25 protein-coding genes and 1 tRNA gene are annotated in these 22,868 nt (G+C 66.5%); 9 read left to right on the plus strand and 17 right to left on the minus strand.

Going from position 1 to position 22,868, the window contains the following annotated elements; genetic code table 11:
- Positions 1 to 118 precede the first annotated feature (118 nt).
- Positions 119 to 194: transfer RNA gene (locus ABLE38_RS04420), tRNA-Ala, on the minus strand.
- 210 nt (positions 195 to 404) lie between these two features.
- Between ABLE38_RS04420 and ABLE38_RS04425 the strand changes: the two genes are divergently transcribed.
- Positions 405 to 1,337 (plus strand): DUF2171 domain-containing protein, encoded by a 933-nt coding sequence (locus tag ABLE38_RS04425; RefSeq protein ID WP_348972945.1) that lies wholly within the window; start codon positions 405 to 407, stop codon positions 1,335 to 1,337.
- 67 nt (positions 1,338 to 1,404) lie between these two features.
- Here the strand turns inward: ABLE38_RS04425 and ABLE38_RS04430 are convergent, their stop codons facing one another.
- The 5 genes from ABLE38_RS04430 to ABLE38_RS04450 all read right to left on the minus strand — a co-directional run bounded on the left by ABLE38_RS04430 (position 1,405) and on the right by ABLE38_RS04450 (position 4,703).
- Positions 1,405 to 2,316 carry an alpha/beta hydrolase gene (locus ABLE38_RS04430; protein ID WP_348972946.1) on the minus strand — a complete coding sequence of 304 codons (912 nt, stop codon included), beginning with the start codon at positions 2,314 to 2,316 and terminating at the stop codon, positions 1,405 to 1,407.
- Complete coding sequence (locus tag ABLE38_RS04435; protein WP_348972947.1) at positions 2,313 to 2,522, minus strand: helix-turn-helix transcriptional regulator; 210 nt, start codon at positions 2,520 to 2,522, stop codon at positions 2,313 to 2,315. Before ABLE38_RS04435 ends, ABLE38_RS04430 begins: the two co-directional genes overlap by 4 nt.
- Positions 2,519 to 2,926, minus strand: coding sequence for a hypothetical protein (locus ABLE38_RS04440; RefSeq protein ID WP_348972948.1), 408 nt, complete (start codon positions 2,924 to 2,926; stop codon positions 2,519 to 2,521). The genes ABLE38_RS04435 and ABLE38_RS04440 overlap by 4 nt, the downstream gene beginning before the upstream one ends.
- A 97-nt stretch (positions 2,927 to 3,023) precedes the next feature.
- Positions 3,024 to 3,215 carry a hypothetical protein gene (locus tag ABLE38_RS04445; protein WP_348972949.1) on the minus strand — a complete coding sequence of 64 codons (192 nt, stop codon included), beginning with the start codon at positions 3,213 to 3,215 and terminating at the stop codon, positions 3,024 to 3,026.
- Positions 3,216 to 3,305: 90 nt separating this feature from the next.
- Positions 3,306 to 4,703, minus strand: a complete 1,398-nt coding sequence (locus tag ABLE38_RS04450) for a Mur ligase family protein (RefSeq protein ID WP_348972950.1) — start codon at positions 4,701 to 4,703, stop codon at positions 3,306 to 3,308.
- 40 nt (positions 4,704 to 4,743) lie between these two features.
- Here ABLE38_RS04450 and ABLE38_RS04455 point away from each other — a divergent pair, with 40 nt between their 5' ends.
- Both ABLE38_RS04455 and ABLE38_RS04460 read left to right on the plus strand, forming a co-directional pair.
- Complete coding sequence (locus tag ABLE38_RS04455; RefSeq protein WP_348972951.1) at positions 4,744 to 5,577, plus strand: LD-carboxypeptidase; 834 nt, start codon at positions 4,744 to 4,746, stop codon at positions 5,575 to 5,577.
- A 75-nt stretch (positions 5,578 to 5,652) separates the two neighbouring features.
- A complete protein-coding gene (locus ABLE38_RS04460; protein ID WP_348972952.1) occupies positions 5,653 to 6,666 on the plus strand; it encodes an aldo/keto reductase in 1,014 nt (337 codons plus the stop codon).
- 35 nt (positions 6,667 to 6,701) lie between these two features.
- On the opposite strand, the gene ABLE38_RS04465 is transcribed toward ABLE38_RS04460, so the two are convergent.
- Both ABLE38_RS04465 and ABLE38_RS04470 read right to left on the minus strand, forming a co-directional pair.
- Positions 6,702 to 8,102 (minus strand): class I SAM-dependent methyltransferase, encoded by a 1,401-nt coding sequence (locus tag ABLE38_RS04465; protein ID WP_348972953.1) that lies wholly within the window; start codon positions 8,100 to 8,102, stop codon positions 6,702 to 6,704.
- Positions 8,092 to 8,445 carry a VOC family protein gene (locus ABLE38_RS04470; protein ID WP_348972954.1) on the minus strand — a complete coding sequence of 118 codons (354 nt, stop codon included), beginning with the start codon at positions 8,443 to 8,445 and terminating at the stop codon, positions 8,092 to 8,094. The genes ABLE38_RS04465 and ABLE38_RS04470 overlap by 11 nt, the downstream gene beginning before the upstream one ends.
- A 414-nt stretch (positions 8,446 to 8,859) precedes the next feature.
- Between ABLE38_RS04470 and thrS the strand changes: the two genes are divergently transcribed.
- From thrS to ABLE38_RS04485, 3 genes are all read left to right on the plus strand, one after another.
- Positions 8,860 to 10,851, plus strand: coding sequence for a threonine--tRNA ligase (gene thrS, locus ABLE38_RS04475; protein ID WP_348974448.1), 1,992 nt, complete (start codon positions 8,860 to 8,862; stop codon positions 10,849 to 10,851).
- Positions 10,852 to 11,036: 185 nt separating this feature from the next.
- Positions 11,037 to 11,570 (plus strand): translation initiation factor IF-3, encoded by a 534-nt coding sequence (infC, locus tag ABLE38_RS04480; RefSeq protein WP_348972955.1) that lies wholly within the window; start codon positions 11,037 to 11,039, stop codon positions 11,568 to 11,570.
- On the plus strand, positions 11,567 to 12,424 hold the full coding sequence (locus ABLE38_RS04485; RefSeq protein WP_348972956.1) for a glycoside hydrolase family 16 protein: 858 nt from the start codon (positions 11,567 to 11,569) through the stop codon (positions 12,422 to 12,424). The genes infC and ABLE38_RS04485 overlap by 4 nt, the downstream gene beginning before the upstream one ends.
- On the opposite strand, the gene ABLE38_RS04490 is transcribed toward ABLE38_RS04485, so the two are convergent.
- The 9 genes from ABLE38_RS04490 to ABLE38_RS04530 form a co-directional block, all read right to left on the minus strand.
- Positions 12,421 to 13,068, minus strand: coding sequence for a hypothetical protein (locus tag ABLE38_RS04490; protein WP_348972957.1), 648 nt, complete (start codon positions 13,066 to 13,068; stop codon positions 12,421 to 12,423). The genes ABLE38_RS04485 and ABLE38_RS04490 overlap by 4 nt on opposite strands.
- 4 nt (positions 13,069 to 13,072) lie before the next feature.
- Positions 13,073 to 13,465 carry a VOC family protein gene (locus ABLE38_RS04495; protein WP_348972958.1) on the minus strand — a complete coding sequence of 131 codons (393 nt, stop codon included), beginning with the start codon at positions 13,463 to 13,465 and terminating at the stop codon, positions 13,073 to 13,075.
- Between the two features lie 16 nt (positions 13,466 to 13,481).
- Complete coding sequence (locus tag ABLE38_RS04500) at positions 13,482 to 16,232, minus strand: [protein-PII] uridylyltransferase (RefSeq protein WP_348972959.1); 2,751 nt, start codon at positions 16,230 to 16,232, stop codon at positions 13,482 to 13,484.
- A 354-nt stretch (positions 16,233 to 16,586) separates the two neighbouring features.
- Complete coding sequence (locus ABLE38_RS04505) at positions 16,587 to 17,396, minus strand: ferredoxin--NADP reductase (RefSeq protein WP_348972960.1); 810 nt, start codon at positions 17,394 to 17,396, stop codon at positions 16,587 to 16,589.
- Between the two features lie 54 nt (positions 17,397 to 17,450).
- Positions 17,451 to 17,849: a hypothetical protein gene (locus tag ABLE38_RS04510; protein WP_348972961.1), complete on the minus strand. Its 399-nt coding sequence runs from the start codon at positions 17,847 to 17,849 to the stop codon at positions 17,451 to 17,453.
- A 78-nt stretch (positions 17,850 to 17,927) separates the two neighbouring features.
- Positions 17,928 to 18,362, minus strand: coding sequence for a DUF1003 domain-containing protein (locus ABLE38_RS04515; RefSeq protein WP_348972962.1), 435 nt, complete (start codon positions 18,360 to 18,362; stop codon positions 17,928 to 17,930).
- A gap of 329 nt (positions 18,363 to 18,691) precedes the next feature.
- Positions 18,692 to 19,249, minus strand: a complete 558-nt coding sequence (grpE, locus tag ABLE38_RS04520; RefSeq protein WP_348972963.1) for a nucleotide exchange factor GrpE — start codon at positions 19,247 to 19,249, stop codon at positions 18,692 to 18,694.
- Positions 19,250 to 19,259: 10 nt separating this feature from the next.
- On the minus strand, positions 19,260 to 20,303 hold the full coding sequence (gene hrcA, locus ABLE38_RS04525) for a heat-inducible transcriptional repressor HrcA (protein WP_348972964.1): 1,044 nt from the start codon (positions 20,301 to 20,303) through the stop codon (positions 19,260 to 19,262).
- A 48-nt stretch (positions 20,304 to 20,351) separates the two neighbouring features.
- The gene (locus ABLE38_RS04530) at positions 20,352 to 20,852 is read right to left on the minus strand and encodes a DUF6438 domain-containing protein (RefSeq protein ID WP_348972965.1); all 501 of its coding nucleotides are present in this window, start codon (positions 20,850 to 20,852) and stop codon (positions 20,352 to 20,354) included.
- A 92-nt stretch (positions 20,853 to 20,944) separates the two neighbouring features.
- Here ABLE38_RS04530 and rph point away from each other — a divergent pair, with 92 nt between their 5' ends.
- The 3 genes from rph to ABLE38_RS04545 all read left to right on the plus strand — a co-directional run bounded on the left by rph (position 20,945) and on the right by ABLE38_RS04545 (position 22,570).
- Complete coding sequence (gene rph / locus ABLE38_RS04535; RefSeq protein WP_348972966.1) at positions 20,945 to 21,658, plus strand: ribonuclease PH; 714 nt, start codon at positions 20,945 to 20,947, stop codon at positions 21,656 to 21,658.
- Positions 21,655 to 22,290, plus strand: a complete 636-nt coding sequence (gene rdgB, locus ABLE38_RS04540; protein ID WP_348972967.1) for an RdgB/HAM1 family non-canonical purine NTP pyrophosphatase — start codon at positions 21,655 to 21,657, stop codon at positions 22,288 to 22,290. Before rph ends, rdgB begins: the two co-directional genes overlap by 4 nt.
- Before the next feature lie 97 nt (positions 22,291 to 22,387).
- On the plus strand, positions 22,388 to 22,570 hold the full coding sequence (locus ABLE38_RS04545; RefSeq protein WP_348972968.1) for a hypothetical protein: 183 nt from the start codon (positions 22,388 to 22,390) through the stop codon (positions 22,568 to 22,570).
- The last annotated feature ends 298 nt before the right edge of the window (positions 22,571 to 22,868 follow it).

Raw genomic sequence — 22,868 nt, forward strand, 5'->3', positions numbered from 1 at the left:
CTCGTGCCGAGCCGCGAATCTCTGCCTGGAATTACCCAATGTCAAACACATCGGCACATCGATCAGAGTGCCTGGCTCGGGACAAGCCGCTATTTCCTGATGCATTTTGAAGGGGCGGTGGTGGAGCTGAGGGGAATCGAACCCCTGACCTCTGCAGTGCGATTGCAGCGCTCTCCCATCTGAGCTACAGCCCCGCCGCCGGTCTCCGGGAGCCCCGGAGAGGCGCTCCATTAGCGGCGCGCGATCCCCAATGCAACCGGCTTGAAACCTGCGCGGCAAAACGCGTCGTCTGCGCGGCGAACGGTGCTGAAAAGCCCCGCTTTTTCCGGAACCAATCCTGCCCGTTATCCGCTGAATCGCCATCAATTCAGCCCCTCGAAAACTCGGCATTGGAGAAGGATTCCATGAACGACCGCTACGGTGACCCCCGCTATTTCGGCCCCGAGGACCAGTATCAGGTCAGCGGCGTGCGCCGGGCCGGCGGCGAACATTATTCGAGCGCCCGCGAATATGCCGCTGCCGGCGAGATCGGCCAGGGCCGTGGCTATCGCGGCGACTATGGCGGCACTTCTGGCTACGGCACGTCCGGCTATGGCCGCGGCAGCTACGGCCAGGGCGGCTATGGCACTGACTGGGATCGCGGCAGCCGCGATTATCGCCCCGATCGCAATAGTTGGGAAAGCCCGCGCGGCGAATATAACCGCAGCTATGGCGGTGGAAATCGCGGCGGCTATGACCGTGGTCCTGACGCGGACCGCGGCTTCCTCGATCGCGCCGGCGACGAGGTTCGCTCCTGGTTCGGCGACCGCGAGGCCGAGCGCCGTCGCGAGGAGGACATGCGCTACGATGCCCGCCAGGCGCGCGAGGACCGCTTCGCCCAGGGGCCGGACGAGCATTATGGCAGCTGGCGCCGCGAGCGGATCGCCGAGCTGGACAACGACTATGACGAATATCGCCGCGAGAACCGCCAGCGCTTCGAGAGCGAGTTCAACAACTGGCGCACCGATCGCCAGGGCCAGCGCGAGGGCCTGCGCCGGGTGGGCGAGCATATGGAAGTGGTCGGGTCGGACGGCAGCCATGTCGGCACGGTCGACAAGATCCGCGGCGACCGCATCCTCCTGACCAAGGGCGACAGCGATGCCGGCGGCCATCACCATTCGATCCCGTCGCGCTGGATCCAGTCGGTCGACGACAAGGTGACGCTGCGCAAGACCGCCGACGAAGCAAAGGCGGCGTGGAAGGACGAGGAGCGCTCGGGCGCGCTGTTCGGCGGGCGCGAAGACCAGGACTGGAATCGCGACCGGAACCTGAACCGGAGCTTCTCCGGGACCTACTGATCCCCAGATAACAGATGTGAGCAGAACTGGGCCCGGGAGCAGTTCCCGGGCCCTTCTTTTTGAGGACTCAGCCGGCGAGGAACGCGGTCAGCGCGGCCTGGAATGCCGCCGGCTGGTCGAGCATGATGAAGTGCCCGCTATCGCCCACCCCGATCACCGTCACATGCGGCGCACCGGCATATTCACCCTTGTAGAGCGGCAGCACCGCCGCCTCGCCGCCGCGCATCGCGGTCCAGGGCACGAGCACCGTGATCGGCGTGGCGATATCCTTGAGCTGCGGGCGCAGATCGGTCTGCAGATCCTCATAGATCGCCTGGCCCGAGACGCGCATGTCCGCCTGCGCCGACCAGGCCGCCACCTTGGCCTGCGACTCCGGCTTGAGCGCGTTCTGGCGGGCGATCGCCTGGCCGACTGCCGCGGGGAAGGGCTGGCCGTAGAGCCCGGCCATCTGGGCCCGCATCGCCTCGGCCTGGGGCTTCACCGACTCCACCGTCGATCCCGGGAAGAAGGCCGAGCCGACAAAGGGCAGCGCATCGACGATCAGCGCCTTGCCGACATCGCCGGGATGCACCCTGGCGAGCATCAGCGTCACCAGCCCGCCGAGCGAATGGCCGACCACCGCCGGGCGGCCGAGCTTTCGGTCCGCGATCAGCTTGTGGAGATCGGCGACCATGCCGTCGAGGATGCCGGGCTGGAGGTTGGCGCCGGGCGCGTCGCCGCCAAAGCCGTTGACCTGGACGAGATAGACGCTGTGCCCCTTGGCAAGCTCGGGCGCGACGCCGTCCCACACCGCGCGCGGGCTGGAAAGGCCGGGGATCAGGATCACCGGGCTGCCCTTGCCGATCACCTGCACCGAGATGTGGTCCATCTGGATGAGGGTCGTCTGGGCGGATGCGGCGGCGGCATGCGCGGCGGGGAAATCGACGATCATCGGGATGCTGGCGGTGGCGAGCAGCGCGAAGGCGAGGCGACGGATCATTGCTTGGGCTCCTTGGCGGGATTGGTGAAGATGTCTTCGATGGCCAGGCCGAACAGGTCGGCGATCTTGAAGGCGAGCGGCAGCGACGGATCGTAGCGGCCAGTCTCGATGGCGTTGACGCTCTGGCGCGAGACCTCGAGCCGTTCGGCCAGGTCCTGCTGGCTCCAGGCGCGCTCGGCGCGCAGCACGCGGAGGCGGTTGATCATGCCCCGTCCCCGGCCGCCGCGAACTTGTTGACGCAGGCGCCGAGGCCCAGCCCGGCGAACCACAGGATCGCGGCGTAATAGGCATAGACATGCGGCACGAGGTCGAAATTCTCGAGGAAGCCCCATGCCGTCGCGATGCTCATCGCGAAGCCGGTGGCAATCAGCGCCTGCCGCGTGACCTGCATGCGCAGATATTCGTCGCGCTCCTCGATCAGGTAACGGCCAAGGACGAAGAACACCCCGATGACCGGGAAGGCCGGCAGCAGCCCGGCGACATAGCCGAGCGGCCCGTGCAGCGGGTGATGGTTGTGATAGGCGACGACGCCGACCAGGATCAGGGCATAGCCGATCATCAGCAGGGTCACCGACACCGTATAGCGTTTCTGGGCGCGGTTCATTGCCATGAGTAGCATCCTTTGCAGTTTGTAAAGCGAGCTTTACGCCACAAAACATGCAGTGTCAATTGTGCTTTCCATATCGGAAAGCAAACCAGACCAAATGCTAATCGAGCTTTGCCTCGGGATCGGCCTCAAGATCGGAATCGAGGTGCCAGCCATGCAGGTCGCGGAACATCGGCTTGCCGCATCCCTCGCACCAGGATCGATAGGTCATGCCGTCGTCCCAGGCACGGCCGCGGCTGCGGCGGTGACGGCCGAACAGGCAATAGAGTGGCTGCAGCAAGCGCATGGGCATGGCGTGCTCTCCGGAATCCCGGTGGGATGCTGGCATCTTCACGCGCAATGTCTACGGTTTTCCGCAGACATCCTGAAATATTGCCAATTTTTAATGCGCTAGCCGCGCGAGCATCTCCGCCGCGAGCTGGCTGAGCGTATCGTCGCGCGCGCCCATCAGCACGATCCGGTCGCCCGGCCGGGCGGTGGCGACCAGGTGCGCCGCCGCTGCCTCGCGCTCGGGAATGTGCAGCGCGTTGCGTCCGGCAGCGGCGATATCGGCAACGATGTCCGCGCTGGTCACTTCGCGGCTGGTGGTGCCGCCCTGATAGACCGGATCGGGAAGCACGAGCAGGTCGTCTGGGCCCATCTTCTCGGCGAACATCGCGACCAGCTCGCTGCGCATCACCTTGAGCGGGCCATAGCCATGCGGCTGGAACATCAGCAGCAGCCGCCCCTCGAACGCGTGGAGCGTATCGAGCGTCGCGGCGATCTTGTCCGGGTTGTGCCCGAAATCGTCGATCACGGCGATGCCGTTCACTTCGCCGATCAGCTCGAAGCGGCGCTTGAGGCCCCGGAAACCCTGGATTGCCTGCGCCGCATCCTCGATCGCGATCCCCGCCGCCACCGCCGCGCCGATCGCCGCCAGGGCATTCGAGACATTGTGCCGGCCCGGCACCTGCAGCGTCACCGGGATCGAGGCCTCGCCTTCGCGCGCCAGCTCGAAGGAGATGCCGTAGCGCTGCTCGCGCAGGTTGATCGCGGTCAGGTCGGCGGGGCTGCCGATCGCGAAGGTCACCAGCCGGTCGCGCGGCATCGTCGCCGCGAGCAGCGCGCCCTCGCCATTGTCGAGGTTGATCACGGCCCGGGCCGATCGCGCGATGAAGGCGCCGAACAGCTCGATCAGCCTGTCCATCGGCAAATGGTCGAGGCTGACATTGTTGAGCACCGCCACTTGCGGACGATAGAGCGCGATCGAGCCGTCGCTCTCGTCGACTTCGCTGACATAGGCGCTGCCCTTCCCGACCAGCGCGGTGGCGAAGGGTGCGTCCGGGGTGACGAAGTTCTTCATCACCGCGCCGTTCATCACCGTGGGGTCGCCGCCGAGCGCGTGGAGGATCCAGCCGATCATGCCCGTCACGGTCGACTTGCCGCTCGTCCCCGCCACGCCGATCGAGGCCGGGGAGGCGTTGAACAGCGCGGCATTCAGCTCCGCTCGCGTCATCCGCACATTGCCGAGCTCGGTCGCGCGGCGCGCATCGGGCACGGTCTCCTCGATCGCGGCGGAGGCGACGACGATCTGCTCGCTCGAGGTGATTCCGCTGCCGTCCTGCGGGAACAGGCCGATGCCGCTCGACTTGAGGAAATCGAACTTGGCCGGCAGCCGGCCCGAATCGAGGCTGCGATCCGATCCCGCCACGGTGGCGCCCTGCCCCGCCAGGATCATCGCCAGCGGCATCATCCCCGAGCCGCCGATGCCGACGAAGAAGTAAGGTTTGCGATGCTCCATATGCTCGCGCTATCGGAAATTCGAAGCGAAGGGGCAAGGCATGCGCATTGGAGTGGTGGCACCGGCACGGACCGTCAGCAGGGAATCCTCGCTGCGGCTCTCGGCGTTCATGGCACTGACCTATCCCGAGCACGAGATCGTGTTCCACCCGCAATGCTATCTCGAATGGGGCCATTTCGCCGGCACCGACGAGCAGCGCGCCGCAGCCTTCCTCGAATATGCCAATGATCCGAGCTTCGACGCGATCTGGTTCGCGCGCGGCGGCTATGGCTCGAACCGCATCCTCGACATGGTGATGCCGCAGCTCGGCCCCTCGGCCCGCCACAAGACCTATATCGGCTTCTCGGACATGGGCTTCATGCTCGGCGCGCTCTACGCCGCGCGAGTCGGCCGCCAGGCGCACGGCTCGATGTCGTCGGGGCTCGGCCTCAAGGACGAGGGCATTTCCGAAGGCTGGGTGCTCGGCTGGCTGATCGACGGCGACAAGCGCGGGCTCGAGCCGGCGCTGGCCGACGGCCGCCCTGCCGCGGCGTTCAACCTGTCGATCCTCAACGCGCTGATCGGCACCAAATACCTGCCCGACCTGACCGACCATGTCCTCTATGTCGAGGAAGTCGACGAGCCGCTCTACCGGATCGACCGGATGCTGTTCCAGATGGCGCACGCCACCCAGCTCAAGGGCGTGGCGGGGGTGCGGCTGGGCGCGGTCAGCGCGGTCAAGGACAATGGCGAGGCCGGCGGCAATTACAGCTTCGGCGAGACGATCGACGAGATGATCGTGCGCTGGTGCCGCGACATGGGCGTGCCCTATCTCGGCCGCGCCGAGATCGGCCATGTCCGCCTCAACCGGGTGGTACCGTTCGGGCTGATCTGAGCCTACCCGTCCGGGTCTTCCGCCCGCCGGCGCGCCTTCCTATCTGCCGGCAAGGCTGAACACGGAGCGAGCGACATGGCGATCAAGGACATCCTTCCCGGCAAGCTGGGCTTCGGCACCGCGCCGCTCGGCAACATGTTCCGCGACATCCCCGAGGAAGAGGCCCGCGCCACCGTCGATGCCGCCTGGGACCAGGGCATCCGCTATTTCGACACCGCCCCGCTCTACGGCGCCGGCCTGGCCGAGATCCGCCTGGGCGAGGTGCTGGCCGGGCGCCCGCGCGAAGACTATGTGATCAGCACCAAGGTCGGCCGCGTCATCCTCGACGAGCTGGAGGATATCAGCGCACGCGACCAGGGCGAGAAAGCCGGAGTCTTCGCGCACGGCCGCGCCAACAAGGTGGTCAACGACTATTCGTCCGACGGCACGATGCGCGCGATCGAGGGCAGCCTGAAGCGGCTCAGGACCGATCATGTCGAGATCGTCTTCGTCCACGACCTGGCGCAGGATTTCTACCGCGACGAATGGGTCGATCGCTTCGCCGAGGCGCGCAAGGGCGCCTTCCGCACGCTCGACAAGCTGCGCGACGAAGGCGTGATCAAGGCCTGGGGCCTGGGCGTGAACAAGGTCGAGGCATGCGAGCTGCTGCTCGATCTCGACGAGCCGCGGCCCGACGGCTTCCTGCTCGCCGGGCGCTATACGCTGCTCGATCACGACCGCGCGCTGCAGCGGCTGATGCCCAAGGTCGCCGAGCGCGGCCTCGGCATCGTCGTCGGCGGGCCCTACAGCTCGGGCGTGCTCGTCGGCGGCGCGCATTTCGAATATGCGCCGGCCCCGCAGGCGATGCTCGACAAGGTCGCGCGGATCAAGGCGATCGCGGACCGCCACGGCGTGAGCATGAAGGCGGCGGGGCTGCAATTCTCGCTCGCCAATCCTGCCGTCGCCGCGGTGATCCCGGGGGCGAGCAAGCCGAGCCGGCTGGCCGAGGACCATGCCGCGCTGAGCGAAGCCATCCCGGCCGACTTCTGGCGCGAGCTGCGCACGGACGGCCTGGTCTCGCCCGACGCCCCGCTGCCGATCGACGGGTGAACCTCCTTCTCCCTCTCCCGGAGGGAAGAGGGCTATTAGGCCTTGCGCGCCCACAGGTGGAACATTCCCGCAAACAGATGCGGATGCGCTGCCTCGACCGCATCCCATAGCGCGAGGTCATGCCGGTCCGCATCGCCATGCATCGCGGCGAAACGCGCCTCCGCCTCGGGCGGCGCATCGAGCATCAGCAAGTCCAGCCCCGCCACCGCCAGCATCTCCCCGATCGCCGGCAGGCGATACCAATGCTCGCGAACGTGGAAGCACAGGTCGCGGCAGCCGCTCGTCGTATAGAAATCGTCGCTTTCGCGGAGGCGCGCGAGCGGCGCGTCTGCGGGCAGCGACAGCACGTGCGCACGGAAGGTGCGGATGTCCCAGCCCTGGGCGGCGATCGCGCGATGCGCCTCGGCCACCCAGGCGCGCGCCCGCTCGCTGTAGAGCGCGATGCGCAGCACCCCGCCGGGCGCCAGCGCGCCGGTAAGCGCCGCGAGCCCCTCGTCGGGCCGCTCCATATGGTGGAGCACGCCGGTGCTGCTGATCAGGTTGAAGCGCTGGCCGAGCTGCGCGACGTCGAGGATATCGCCCTGGACGAAGCGGACATTGTCCACGCCGAGCCGGCTCGCCATGCGCTGGCCATAGGCGAGGCTGGCTGCGCTGAGATCAAGCGCGGTGATCGCGAGCAACGGATCCATCCGCGCCATGTCGATCGGCTCGAACCCGGTGCCGCAGCCGGCGACGAGGATTTCGAGCGGCTCGGCCTGCGGCGCACCGAGCGCCGCGAGATGCTGCGCTATCGATACCGGATGCGGCACCGGCGGCGCGCGCCAGCGGGGATAGGGATTGGTTTCGTACTGGGCGCGCACGGCTTCGGAAACGACGCGATCTTTCCCCTCCTCTTTTCCCGGCGAAGGCCGGGGTAAAAGAGAGGGTATATTCTCAGCGAGCTTCCGCTCCGCTTCGATCTCGGCCGCCCCCGCAAGCGGAACCCCCAGCCCCTCTCCGCCCCACACATACTCACTCGCGAACGCCTGCACCGCCAGCGCCTCGCGCAGCCCGGCGGGCAGTGCCTGCCCCGCCAGCCAGACCAGCCGCGCCTCCATCGCCGGATCGACATTGATGCAGCGGGTGAGGAATGCCGCCCACAGCGCATCCTCCGCCACCACCAGCGTGGGGTATTTCACCAGCAGCATGCGTGCCGCCGTCCGCGCGAGCGTCTGCGGGTCGACCGATCCGGCGTGCAGGCAGGTAACCAGGTCCGCTTCGAGCTGCTCGGGCCAGCCGGTGAGCGCCATCCCCGCCAGCAGCCGCGCATAGGCCGGCGCGACGCCCTCGACATCGAGCGCCAGCGCGCGGCTCAGCATCGGCAGCGCCTGGCCGTACTGGCGCTGGCGCACCGCCGTGTCCGCCATCGCCAGCAATTGCGCGATCTCAGCCCGCAATGCGGCCGATCCGCACCAGGGTCCCGTCGGGATCGCTCAGCGCAAACTCGTAGCAGCCCCAGGGCTTGAGACTCGGCCCTTCCGGCTCGAGGATCAGCTCGCGCACGCCTGCGGCCACCCCGTCGACATCGTCGGTGTAGAGATAGATGCCGAACGGATTGTGCCCCGGCACCAGCCAGCCGAGCACTGCCTTGTTCAGGTGCAGGTGCCAGCCCTTGCCGTCTTCCAGGATCTTGTAGTCGCCGTGATCGCTGGTCAGCCGGAAGCCCAGCCGCTCGTAAAAGGCCAGGCTCGCCGCCAGGTCGTTGCACGGCAGGATCGTGGTCGCGCGGTGGTTTTCCATGTCGAGCCTCTCTTGTTTCGCCTGCGGCTCCAGATTGAGAGCCAAACGAATATCTGTTTTCCTCGTCACCCCGGCCTTGCGCCGGAGTCCCGCTATTTCTGTTGCGGGAAGAAGTGGGATCCCGGCGCAAGGCCGGGATGACGAAGATGTTCCCCAATCTACGCCATCTCGAAACAGGCTTCCAATGTAGGATTTTGTCTGTCACGCCCTTGTGCATGGGCACGGCGCGATTTTTTCGAGCGCATCGGAAAACCGCCCCTCCGCCCACGTCCCAAAGTGAAATGATTTGCCCCGACTCCCTTCACTTTGAGCGCGGCTCGACAAGCAATTGCACGGGCGCTTGCCTATATCGCACCCGCGAAGGCATAAGCCGCGCTCCAAACAACCTTCACGAAAGTCGAATCCGTGTCCGAGATGTTCCGCATAACGCTGCCCGACGGTTCCGTCCGCGAGGTAGCCCCGGGGACTACCCCGGCGGACATCGCCGCCGCGATCGGTCCGGGCTTGGCCAAGGCAGCGCTCGCCGCGCGTGTCGATGGCGAGCTGCGCGACATCGGCCGCCCGTTCGAGGGCGACGCCCAGCTGGCGCTGGTGACGGCGAAGGACGAGAAGGACGCGCTCGAGCTGGCGCGCCACGACTTCGCGCATATCCTCGCCGAGGCGGTGCAGAACCTGTTCCCCGGCACGCAGATCACCTTCGGCCCGTCGACCGATGACGGCTTCTATTACGACTTCGCCCCCAAGGATCGCCCCTTCACCGAGGAGGACCTGCCGGCGATCGAAGCCGAGATGCGCAAGATCATCGCCGCGGACGAGCCCCTCGTCCGCGAGGTCTGGTCGCGTCAGCAGCTGATCGATCGCTGGACGAAGCAGGGCGAGAGCTTCAAGGCCGAATGGGCGCAGGAGCTGCCCGAGGGCGAGGAGCTGACCGTCTACCGCGCCGGCAAGGGCGAGGATGCCTGGCTCGACATGTGCCGCGGCCCGCACCTCGCCTCCACCGGCAAGGTCGATCCCAATGCCTTCAAGCTGACGCGCGTCTCGGGTGCCTATTGGCGCGGCGACCAGAAGAACGCGATGCTCTCGCGCATCTACGGCACGGGCTGGCTCAACAAGAAGCAGCTCGACGAGCATCTCGTGCGCCTCGAGGAGGCCGCCAAGCGCGACCACCGCAAGCTCGGTCAGGAGATGGACCTGTTCCACCTCCAGGCCGAAGCGCATGGCAGCGTGTTCTGGCACCCGCACGGCTTCACGATCTGGCGCGCGCTCGAGGCCTATATGCGCCGGGCGATCGATGCGGCGGGCTATCAGGAAGTGAAGACGCCGCAGGTGATGGACGCGCGCCAATGGGAGCAGTCCGGCCACTGGGGCAAGTATCGCGAGAACATGTTCGTCATCCCCGATGAGGTGCCGAACGTCGAGGATGATGGCCCGATCATCTCGAACGACGCGCAGTGGATGGCGCTGAAGCCGATGAACTGCCCGGCGCACATCCTGATCTTCAAGCAGGGCATCAAGTCGTACCGCGACCTGCCGCTGCGCCTCTACGAGAATGGCTGCTGCCACCGCAACGAGCCGCACGGCGCGCTGCACGGGCTGATGCGCGTCCGCCAGTTCACCCAGGACGATGCGCACATCTTCTGCCGCGAGGACCAGATCGTCGACGAGGTCCAGGCTTTCTGCCGCCTCGCCGACCGGATCTACAAGGACTTCGGCTTCAAATATTCGATTAAGCTGGCACTGCGCCCCGACAATCGCTTCGGCACCGAGGAGATGTGGGACCAGGCCGAGGCCGAGCTGCGCGACGCCGTGGTCCGTGCCGGCATGGCGACCGAGGAATATGGCTGGGAAGAGCTGCCCGGCGAGGGTGCCTTCTATGCGCCGAAGCTCGAATGGCATTTGACCGATGCGATCGGCCGCACCTGGCAGGTCGGCACGATCCAGTCGGACCGCGTGCTGCCCGAGCGCCTCGATGCGTCGTACGTCGGCGAGGATGGCGAGCGCCACCGTCCGGTGATGCTCCACCGCGCGATCTTCGGCTCGTACGAGCGCTTCATCGGCATCCTGATCGAGCATTTCGCCGGCAAGCTGCCGGTGTGGCTGGCGCCCACCCAGGCCGTGGTTGCGACGATCGTCTCGGACGCGGACGACTATGCGAAGGAAGTCGCGAAGAAGCTGATCGCCGCGGGCATCCGCGTCGACACCGATCTGCGCAACGAGAAGATCAACTACAAGGTGCGCGAGCACTCGGTCGCCAAGGTCCCCAACCTGCTGGTCGTCGGCAAGCGCGAGGCCGAGGAAGGCACCGTGGCGCTGCGCGTGCTGGGCAGCCAGGGCCAGCAGATGCTGAGCCTCGACGAGGCCGTCACCAAGCTGGTTGGCGAGGCGACTCCGCCCGATCTGGGCTGATCTTTAGCGGCGCGGGGGTTGCTTCCGGGGCACCCCGCGCCGATATTGCAGTAACGCGCAGGCCACACTGCGCGGAATTTCGGCGGAAATGCCGGCAGCGGGCTACCGAAGTGCCCCGTCGTGCGTTATTGAGCCGCCCAAACCCCGAGTCTGCAACAACAGGAGCAAGTCGTATACGTCCGCCCATGAATCGCCGCTCGATGGTGGCACCGCCGATGAACGGTCCGCGGTTTAACGAATTCATTCAGTCGCCCAAGGTCCGCGTGATCGATCATGAGGGCGAGAATCTCGGCGTGATGTACACGCGCGAGGCGATGGAGCAGGCGCAGGAGCTTGGTCTCGACCTCGTCGAAGTGTCGCCCAATGCAGACCCGCCCGTCGCCAAGTTCCTCGACGTGGGCAAGTTCAAGTACGAGGCGCAGAAGAAGGCCAACCTCGCCCGCAAGAGCCAGAAGACGCAGGAGATCAAGGAGATCAAGATGCGTCCGAACATCGACGATCATGATTATGATACGAAGATGAAGGCCGTGCACAAGTTCATCGGCGAAGGCGACAAGGTGAAGATCACCCTGCGCTTCCGCGGCCGCGAGCTCAGCCACGGCCAGCTCGGCATGAACCTGCTCAAGCGCGTCCAGGAGGATTGCGCCGAGGATGCCAAGGTCGAGAGCTATCCGCGCATGGAAGGCCGGCAGATGCTGATGGTGCTGTCGCCCAAGTGAAGTTGAGCGGCGCCCTGGCGGCAGCTATCCTGCTGCCGGGCGCCGTTTCTGCCCAGACGATCCAGGCCCCGCTGGCCACCGCCCATACCGACGAGCCGATCGCGGTCTCGCCGGGCTATCGGCAGGTCTGGGCCGACGAGTTCGACGGCAAGCGCCTCGATCCCCGCAAATGGGCCTATGACACCAGCCGCAACAAGCTCGGCTGGTACAACAACGAGCTCCAATATTACGCCGCCGACCGGCGCGAGAATGTCCGAGTCGAGAACGGCCACCTGGTCATCGAGGCCCGCAGGGAGCGCCTCGCCGATCGCCCCGATTTCGGCGGGCAGGACTATAGCTCGGGGAAGATCGTCACCCGCGGCATCGCCGACTGGACCTACGGCTTCGTCGAGGTGCGGGCCAAGCTCGCTTGCGGCAAGGGGCTGTGGCCGGCGATCTGGATGCTCGGCACCGACGAGCGTGCCGGCTGGCCCGGCCTCGGCGAGATCGACGTCATGGAGCATGTCGGCTGGGATCCCGGCCGGGTCCACGGCTCGATCCACACCAAGGCCTATAACCACGTCATCAAGACCCAGAAGACCGCGCAGGCGATGATCCCCGATGCCTGCACTGCCTTCCATACCTACCAGCTCGACTGGACCGCCGACCGGATGCTGATCGGTGTCGATGGCCGCGCCTTTCTGCGCTTCGACAACGACCACAAGGGCAACCCCGACACCTGGCCTTTCGCCAGGCCGCAATACCTCATCCTCAACCTCGCCGTCGGCGGCTGGGGCGGCGACCGGGGCATCGACGCGGGCGCGTTCCCGGCGCGGATGGAAGTCGACTATGCCCGCGTCTGGCAGAAGCGCTAGACGAAGCTGAAGCTCACCGGCGCCGGCTTCATCTGGCCGTCAAAGGCATAGTCGGCATAGGGGCCATGCCGGTCCACCCAGTGCAGGAAGAGATGCGCCGACCAGCCATTGGGGTTGGGCGTCACCCGGCCGTGGCGGTGATCGACGCCGCGGTAGAGCACCGCATCGCCCGCCTCCATCGCAATCGAGGCATAGCGATCGCTGTCGAACCCCTCCTCGACCCGCGAGCTCGGCGCCTGGGCCTCCTTCGCGACGTCGAGCGGCCAGGGCACCCCGTCGCTATAGTCGAGCGTCAGCGACATGCTGTGCTCGCAGGAATAGCGGTCGCAGTGCACGCGGCAGACATCCCCCTCGCGGTAGATGCGCAGATAGGAATAGGTCGGCAGCAGGTCCTTGCCGAGCATCACGCTGACCTGCGGCGTCAGCCCCCACAGGAAATGCAGGATCGGCCGATAATGATGGCCGTAGATCTCGAAGGCGGCGCGCTTGAGCAGGTTGGGGTGATCCTTCACTGCGCTCAACGCGATCTCGCGCGGGCCGATCGCCTCGCGCAGCGCCTGGAGCATCGCCTGCGCAACTTCCTGGCCGATCAACCCCTTCACATGCGCATAGCCGTCGCGCCCATAATCCCCGACAATTTCCATGCGTTCAGGCCTGATCCGCCACCGGCGGCTCCCATAGTTCGATCGGATTGCCCTCGGGATCGTGGATGCGGGCGAAGCGGCCCGTCTCCGGCGTGTCCCATTCTTCCTTGGTGATGATCTCGATGCCAAGCGCATTGAGCTGGTCGAGCATGCTGTCGAGATCGCGGACGCGCAGGTTGAGCATGAAGCTCTTGTCGGTGGCGAAATAGTCGGTGGTCGCCTTGAACGGCTGGAACACGATTCCGCCGGGCTCGGGATGCCAGAACCAGGGGCTGGACTGGCCGCTCTCGTCCTTGCCGAAGCCGCCGCCAACGCCGAGCACCTCGCCGTACCAGGCCTTGAGCCCGTCGGGATCCTGCGCCCGGAAGAAGAAGCCACCCAATCCGATCACCGGCATCGCAGTCTCCCTTTCGTCAGGCGGCCTCGGCCACCGTGCCATCACCCGTCGCAGCTTCGAGCAGCCGGCGCTCGATCGTCTTCAACCGGCCGCCATTCTCGATCTTATCGCCGATCAGATCGGTCAGATAGAAGGTATCGACGGCGCGCTCGCCATAGGTGGCGACATGCGCCGAATGGATCGTCACCTTCGACTGGAACAGCGCATAGGCCAGATGGCAGAGCAAGGCCGGCCGGTCGCGCGCGTTGATCTCGATCACGGTGAAGCGGTTCGAGGCATTGTTGTCGATCAGCACATTGGCCTCGATCGCAAAGGCCTCCGCCCGCGGGCGGACCAGCGGCTTGGCCTTGAGGCGATCCTGCAGCTTGGCACGGTTCGCCAGCGCATCGGCGATCGTGGCCTTGATCCGGTTGAGCCGTGCCTCCTCGTCGAAAGGCCGCCCCAGGGGATCCTGGATCAGGAAATTGTCGAGCGCCAGCCCGTCGCGCGTCGTGTGGATGCGCGCATCGATGATGTTGCCGCCAGCGACATGGATCGCCCCGGCGATGCGATAGAACAGGCCGGGATGATCGGCGGCATAGACCGTCACCAGCGTCGCGCCGCGCTCGGGATAGACCTGCGCCTCGACCGAGAGCTGGGCGTCGCCCGCGGCATCGATCTGGCGGGCATTGCGCTCGAGCACGTCCGCCGGCTCGGCGATCCAGTAGCTCTCGGTCATCCGCTTCTTGAACGCGGCCATGCGCGGCTCGTCCCAGCCGAGCAGCTGGGTGAGCTCCTCCTGCTTGGCGGCGATCCGCTCGGTGCGGCCCTTCTGCTTGTGGCCGAGGCGGAGCACTTCCTCGGCGGAATCATAGAGGTCGGCGAGCAGCTGGCGCTTCCAGCCATTCCACACGCCCGGCCCCACCGCGCGGATATCGACGATGGTGAGGAGGAGGAGCATGCGCAGCCGCTCGGGGCTCTGCACATGGCCGGCGAAATCGAGGATCGTCTTGAAGTCTGACAGGTCGCGCTTGAATGCCGTGGCGGACATGATCAGGTGCCAGCGGACCAGCCAGGCCACCGTCTCGGTCTCGGCGGCGCTGAGCCCCAGCCGCGGACAGAGCCGCTCGGCGACTTCGGCGCCGAGAACCGAATGGTCGCCGCCGCGCCCCTTGGCGATGTCGTGCAGCAGCACCGCGACATAGAGCGCGCGGCGCTGAGCGATCTGCTTGAAGATGCTGGTGCCGAGCGGATGATCGTCGCGCAGCTCGCCCTTCTCGATCTGGCTCAGCAGCCCGATCGCCCGGATCGAATGCTCGTCCACCGTATAGTGGTGGTACATGTCGAACTGCATCTGCGCGACGACGCGGCCGAAGTCCGGCACGAAGCGGCCGAACACCCCGGCCTCGTTCATCCAGCGCAGCACCGTCTCGGGCGTGCGCGGGCTGGTCAGCACCTCGAGGAACAGCGCATTGGCGCGGGGATCGTCGCGGACGTCGTCGACGAGCTTGGCGTCGCGGCCCGCGGCGCGCATCGCCAGCGGGTGGACCTCGAGATTGTAGAGGTCGGCGAGCTGGAACAGCTCGATCAGCCGCACCGGATCCTCGCGGAAGAAATCGTCGCGGGGCAGCGCGAGGCGGCCGCGATCGAGCGTGAACCCCTTCAACTTGCGCGGCCGGCGCCAGAGCTGCGGGAAGCCGAAACGGCTGCCCCGCGCTGCGAACTGCTCGTCGAGATGCGCCAGGAATACGCCGGTCAGGTCGCCGACGCCCTTCGCCTGGAGGAAATAGAAGCGCATGAAGCGCTCGACCTTCGACATGCCGGGACGATCGGCATAGCGCATGCGCTCGGCAATCTCGCGCTGGACGTCGAAGGTCAGCCGATCCTCGGCGCGGCCGGTGATCAGATGGAGATGACAGCGCACCGCCCAGAGGAAATTCTCGGCACGGCGGAACTGGCGATATTCGAGCTTTGTCAGCAGCCCCTTCTCGACCAGCTCGGCAGTCTCGCGGACATTGTACGCATATTTGCCGATCCAGAAGAGCGTGTGCAGGTCGCGCAAGCCCCCCTTGCCTTCCTTGACATTGGGCTCGACGACATAGCGGCTGTCGCCCATCCGCTTGTGCCGCGCCTCGCGCTCGGCGAGCTTCTCGGCGATGAACGTCCGGGCGGTATCGGCCTGGACCTCGACCTTGAAGCGCTGCGCCGCCTCGTCATAGAGATCGGTATCGCCCCAGACATAGCGTGCCTCGAGCAAGGCCGTGCGCACCGTGACGTCCGCCTTGGACTGCCGGACCATCTCGTCGAGCGAGCGCGACGAATGGCCGACCTTCAGCTGCATGTCCCACAGCGAATAGAGCATCGATTCGATGACCTGCTCGCTCCAGGCGGTGACCTTCCACGGCGTCAGGAAGCCGATATCGATATCCGAATGCGGCGCCATCTCGCCGCGGCCATAGCCGCCGACCGCGAGCAGGACCATCCGCTCGGCAGTGCTCGGATTGGGGTTCGGGTGGAGCCGCTCGACAGTGAAATCCCAGAGCAGGCGGAGCAGCTGGTCGATCAGGAAGGCGCCGGACGCCGCGATCTCGTGCCCGCGCGAAGGATGCTCGGCAAGGCGGCGGGCGATTTCGGCGCGGCCGGCATCGAGCGCGGCCTTGAGCTCCTTCGTACCGGCGGCGCGCAGCTTCGCGCCATCCTTGGCCTCGAGCGCGGCCAGCCGCTCGGCAACGCCGCGCCGATCGATCAGCGCGCGGCGATGGGGGACATGATCGAAGCGGCCGGACATGCGGTGGAGATAGGGCGCGCACGGCCCGCGTGCAAAGCCGGAAATCTTGACAGGGGCCGCTAAAGTGAAGGGAGTCGGGGCAAATCGTTTCACTTTGCCCGAGTGGCGGGCGCCGCGATCCGAATCAGGCCAGGATCGGGCTGCTTGCCGCGCCATCGGGCGAGCACAGCAGGCGAAATCCTACATTGCAAGGGGGGTTCAATCCTCCCCGAGCTTGCCTCGGGGAGGGGGACCGCGCCCGCAGGGCGTGGTGGAGGGGCGGCGGACGAAGTCCGCCGGCTATGCCGGCGGCCCCTCCACCATCGCTGTGCGATGGTCCCCCTCCCCCAGCAAGCTGGGGGAGGAATTTAGAGATCAGCCGACGAAGGCGCGTTCCAGGACGAAGCTGCCCGGGTTGGCGTTCGAGCCTTCCTCGAAGCCATGGCCTTCGAGCATCTGCGCGAAGTCCTTGATCATCGCGTTCGAGCCGCAGAGCATGATCCGGTCGGTCTCCGGGTTGAGCTCGGGATGGCCCTGGACCGGCGCCTTGAACAGCCAGCCATTCTCGATCAGCTGGCCGATGCGCCCCGACGTGCGGAACGGCTCGCGCGTCACGGTGGGGATATAGTGGAACTGGAGCAGCGCCTGGTCCGCCACCAGCGGATCGTTGGCGAGCTGCGCGGTCAGCTCGTCATGATAGGCGAGGTCGCTCACCCGGCGAGTCGAGTGGACGATCACCACCTGGTCGAACCGGTCATAGGTATCGGGATCGCGGGCGATGCTGAGGAACGGCGCCAGGCCGGTGCCGGTCGACAGCATGAACAGCCGCTTGCCCGGCAGCAGCGCATCGGCGACGAGCGTGCCGGTGGGCTTCTTGCCGAGATAGACCTGGTCGCCCGGCTGGATCAGCTGCAGGCGCGAAGTGAGCGGGCCGTCCTCGACCTTGATCGACAGGAACTCGATCTCGTCCGACCAGGTCGGGCTGGCGATCGAATAGGCGCGCATCAGCGGCTTGCCCTCGCCCTCGAGCCCGATCATCACGAACTCGCCGGCGCGGAAGCGGAAGCTCGCCGGGCGCTCGATCGCGAAGCTGAACAGATGCTCGTTCCAATGCTTCACCCACCGGACCGCGCACGTCTGGAACGCGGGGTGGTCGGGAAGGACGATCGGGGTTCGGGCATGCATATTCACGAGGTCGGCTCTTTCCAAATCCAAGCTGCACTGCAACGTAATTTTACTTCAACGCACGAAAGCAACGGCGATACGCACCACCGCGACGGAGAGCGGCAGGCGCGCTTCTGGCTTCACGATCTGCTCGATAACGGCGTCGACGCGCGGCTGCGCGCCGGCGCGTGCTAGCGCATGCAGCGAAAGGAGCAAGGCCTCGTCATCGCCAATTTCCGCCGCGAAGGGCGGTTTGAAGCGAAGTTGGGACAATCCCTCCCGCTCGAGCAGCAGCATCGCCATGTTGAGATCGGGGAGCATTTCCGCAAGCCCCCGCCCCTGGAGCACCGGGCCGAGCACGCTGCACGGGCACCGCCCGGCGCGCATCGCGGCGACCCATTGCCGCATCGAGGTGAGCAGCAGCTGATCGGTGAAACCCAGCTCGGCGGCGGAACGATCGAGATACTCGTACACGGCGAATCCCCTGCCCGGCACGGCCGCCGGGCGGAGATGGCCTTAAACCTTATTGCGAATGACTAGCAATAGCTTAGTTCATTCGACGCGCGAGAGCCGGGCGATCTCGAGCATCAGCGCGTCGATCTTCTCGTGCAGGCTCTCGATCTGGGCCTCGGCGCGGATATTGGTCTCATAGTCGAGCCGCGCCTCGAACCGGTCCTTCGCTGCCTGGCGGTTCTGGCTCATCATGATGATCGGTGCTTGCAGCGCGGCGAGCATCGACAGCATCAGGTTGAGGAAGATGAAGGGAAACGGATCGAAGGCGTGCTTCGCCAGCACGACGGTGTTGAGCACCGCCCAGGCGGCTAGGAACAGGCCGAAGCCCATGATGAAGCCCCAGGAGCCGCCCACCGCGGCAACCCGGTCGGCAAGCTTCTCGCCAAAGGTCTGCCGCGCGTCGAACAGCGCATGGGGATCGCGACCTACGCCCAGGCGGCGGAGATCCGAGAGGAAACGGATTGCTGCGTTCATTCTACACCTCATTGCGACCGGCCGCCCGGGCCAGTGCGCGAGGTGAGCGGGTCAGCTCAGCGCAGGGCCTCGGACGGCACGGTCGATCGACTATGATCGTTGCTGGACATGACCCCATTCTCGGAGTTGTGGCGGGTAAGGACGCACGGCCGTGCGTCCGCGGGCGACATGGCGTCGCGGAGCGTGGAATTCAAATGAAAATCCGGTCATGTTGACGCGGACCAGCAGAGCCCTTTTCCCCGGCGAAGTCTGGGGAAAAAAGATGGAGCCACAATAGAAAAAGGCCGGAGCATCGCCCCGGCCTTTCGCACTTCGTCAGGCGCCGAAGCTCAATCCGGCTTCTTCGCCACGCCGACCAGCGCCGGGCGCAGCAGGCGGTCGCGGATCATGTAGCCGGCCTGGATCTCCTGAACGATCGTGCCCGGCTCGGCATCGGCGCTCGGCATTTCCATCATCGCCTGGTGGCGATTGGGATCGAGCGCCTCGCCGAGCGCGACGATCTTCGAGATGCCGTGGCGGGCGAAGACCGAATCGAGCTCGCGGCCGGTGGCCTCGAGGCCGGTGACCAGGCCCTTGAACTTGTCGTCGTCCCTGAGCTCGGCCGGAATCGCGGCGAGCGCGCGGGTGAGATTGTCGGCGACCGAGAGCACGTCGCGCGCGAACGCGGTCGCGGCATAGGTCTTGGCGTCCTGCGCTTCCTTCTCGGCGCGGCGGCGGACATTCTGCGTCTCCGCCTGGGCATACATCACCGCGGCCTTGGCCTCGGCGAGCTGCGCCTCGAGCTCGGCTGCGCGGTCATGCTCGGCCACTTCGGGCGCGCCTTCCGCGGTTTCCTCGCGCAGAGTCGTTTCGTCCTGCATGTCCGTCACCTTCGATTCTTCGGTCATATTTCCCTGTTCAGGCCAGTAATCGGGCCAAAGTGGCCGCCGTGAAATCTACCATGGGCACGACGCGCGCATAGTTCAACCGGGTCGGGCCGATCACGCCGACCACGCCGACCACGCGGCCATCGAGCGCGCGCACCGGCTTCGCGATCACCGATGAGCCGGACAACGCGAATAGCTTGTTCTCCGATCCGATGAAAATGCGCGTCGCCTCGCCGTCGCGCGCCGAATCGAGCAGGCGGGCGATTTCCTCCTGCCCCTCGAGCTGGTCGAGCAGCTGGCTGACCTTGTCGAGGTCCTCGGCGGCGGCGGTGTCGATCAGCCGCGCCTGGCCGCGCACGATCAGCACCGGGCGGCGATCGCTGTCCTCGCTCCACACGGCGAGCCCGCGCGCGACCAGCGCGGCCGCCACGCTGTCGAGCGCGGCGCGCTGCTGGCCGAGATCGCGCTCGACCCGGGCGAGCGCCTGGCTGAGCGTAAGCCCGCCGCAGGTGGCGGAGAGGTAGTTGGCCGCGCGCTGGAGCGCCGCCGGGTCCATCCCGCCGGCGAGCTCGACCACGCGGTTCTCGACCGAGCCGTCCTCGCCGACCAGCACCGCGAGCGCGCGATCCGCACTTAACGGCACGAAGCCGAACTGGCGCAGGATCGGCTCGGCCTTGGGCACCAGCACCAGGCCGGCACAGGCCGACAGGCCGGAGAGCGCAGCGGTGGTGTTGGCGAGCGCCGCCTCGACCGGCCCGCGCTCGGCGGCGTTGCGCTCGATCGCGGCGCGCTCTTCGAGCGAGGGCTCGTTCGCCTGCATCATGCCGTCGACGAACAGCCGCAACCCGGTCTCGGTCGGCATGCGGCCGGCGCTGGTGTGCGGCGCGGCGAGCAGGCCGAGCTCCTCGAGATCCTGCATCACGGTGCGGATCGAGGCAGGCGAGAGGTTGAGCCCGGAGATCTGCGCGATCGTGCGCGAGCCCACCGGCACGCCGGTGTCGATGTACGACTCGACGACCATGCGGAACACGTCGCGGGCGCGGTCGGTCAGTTCGCGGATCGGCGGGGTGGTCATCAGGCGTATGTAGTCACCGATCGTTCCACCGTCACCCCGACGCCGGAATCAGGGCCGCTCGCCGATCAGCTCCTGGATCGGCAGGCCTTCCGCCGCCTCGCCCAGCGCCTGCTTGATCGCCTGGTTCTGCATCACGCAGCCATAATAGACATAGAGGTGCTGGCTGTCGCCGATCGCGCGGGTCCAGGTGACGTCGACGCTCGGCATGTCGGTGGCGACATGCGGGCAGGTCTTCTCGCCGGGCGCATAGCGGACCTCGCCGCTCGTGGGGCGCCAGGGGCCGAGCTTGGCCGCGAAGGCATCATATTGGGCGCGGCTGAGCGTGAACGCCTTCTCGCCGGTGACCGCGGTGAAGCGCTTGCCTTCGAACATGCCGGTGCCGTCGGGCCGCACGGTGACGGTGTAGACCGGGCAGCGGCCGAAGCACGGGCCGGTCTCGTAGCGGATCGAATCGGCTTCGATCGGCACCGGCCTGCCCGGCCCGACCTCGTTCTTCGCGCAGCCCGCCAGCGCCAGCGCGCCGAGCCCGATAATCGCAAACCTGCGCATTCCCTGTTCTCCCACGGATCGCGGACCGAGACTGGCGCGTTCCCATCGTTCCGTCTACGTGCCGCTTCAAACCTTGCAGGAGACTGAAGCAGATGCGCCCATCCGGCCGCGCCCCCGACGAAATGCGTGCGATCACGATCGAGCCCCACTTCACCCGCCACGCCGAGGGCTCGGTGCTGATCAGCTTTGGCGACACCCGCGTGCTCGTCACCGCCAGCGTCGAGGAGCGGCTGCCGCCCTGGCTCAAGGGCAAGGGCGAAGGCTGGGTCACCGCCGAATACGGCATGCTGCCGCGCGCAACGCACACCCGCGGCCAGCGCGAGGCCGCCAAGGGCAAGCAGTCCGGCCGCACCCAGGAAATCCAGCGGCTGATCGGCCGTTCGCTGCGCGCGGTCACCGACCTCAAGAAGCTCGGCGAGCGCCAGATCACGCTCGATTGCGACGTGATCCAGGCCGATGGCGGCACGCGCACCGCGGCGATCTCGGGCGCGTTCGTCGCGCTGCGCATCGCGGTGAACAAGCTGATGGCGCAGGGCCTGATCAAGGAAGACCCGATCATCGCCCAGGTCGCCGCGGTGTCGTGCGGCATCTATCAGGGCAACCCGGTGCTCGACCTCGACTATGTCGAGGACAGCGGCGCCGATGCCGATGCCAATTTCGTGCTGCTCTCCAACGGCAACATCGCCGAGGCGCAGGCGACCGCCGAGGGCGCGACCTATGACGAGGAAGGGCTGCTCCGCCTGCTCCGCCTCGCGCGGATCGGCTGCACCCAGATATTCGACGCGCAGCTGAAGGCAATCGGATGACCGGTGAAGGCGAGACTCCGCAAGCGATCCGCAAGCTGAAGCCCGGCAAGCTGGTGATCGCCAGCCACAATGCCGGCAAGGTGCGCGAGATCCGCGAGCTGCTCGGTCCCTATGGGATCGAGCCGGTCTCGGCGGCCGAGCTCGACCTGCCCGAGCCCGAGGAAACGGGGACGACCTTCGTCGCCAATGCCGAGCTGAAGGCGCTGCAGGCGGCGGACCTGTCCGGCCTGCCTGCCCTCGCCGACGATTCGGGGCTGTGCGTCGAGGCGCTGAACAACGATCCCGGCATCTTCTCGGCGCGCTGGGCGGGCCCGGGCAAGGACTTCGGCGTGGCGATGCAGCTGGTCGAGGACAAGCTCGCCGCCCTGCCGCCCGAGACCAGCCGAGACGCGCATTTCGTCTGCGCGCTCGCGCTCGCCTGGCCCGACGGGCATGTCGAGTGGTTCGAAGGCCGCGTCGACGGCACCTTGGTGTGGCCGCCGCGCGGGACGAGCGGGTTCGGCTATGACCCGGTGTTCCTGCCCGAGGGACATGACCGGACCTTCGGCGAGATGGAGCCCGCGGCCAAGCACGCGATGAGCCACCGCGCCGATGCGTTCCGCCAGCTGGTTGGCGCGGTACTCGACGCATAAAGGTGATTCGCGCCGCGTTAACGACGTATTCCCCGCATCTTCGCGTCCGGACTTGGGCTATGACCCCTCGCAACAAGAGTTCAGCGAGGGGTCGCACATGGGTTCAATCCGCCAATGGGCGACGATGATACGACACGTCCACAAGACGCATATCGAGGACGGGATCGAGGAAGAGACGGGCGAGACGCTGGCCCTGTCGCCTGACGAAGCGGACGCGGCCGAGCGCCGCGCAGAAGAAAACCGAGTATCGCTGGTCGAAACGGGGCCCGCGCTGGCCTAAACAGCGCCGTGCCCAACCGATTCATCGCACAGATGTCGGGCAGTTGCATCGCTGAACTGGCGCAGCACCCCACGCACATGTGGTCATTGCGTCACTATTTGACGATATTTTACGCTTAAATTACCTTAGCCGTCGAGCAATCTCGCCGCAGCTTACTCTGAATCTACTCGCAATAACTCGATTATGAACCGAAAATGACACGGCATATCTTAGATTGTTACAAGTGATGTAACAATACTGCCACCGCACTTACTTAGTTGCGCTCCCCGACACCAACACTTGCGGGGAATCAACCAGT

It is taken from the genome of Sphingomonas sp. KR3-1, assembly GCF_040049295.1.
Lineage (GTDB): Bacteria > Pseudomonadota > Alphaproteobacteria > Sphingomonadales > Sphingomonadaceae > Sphingomonas.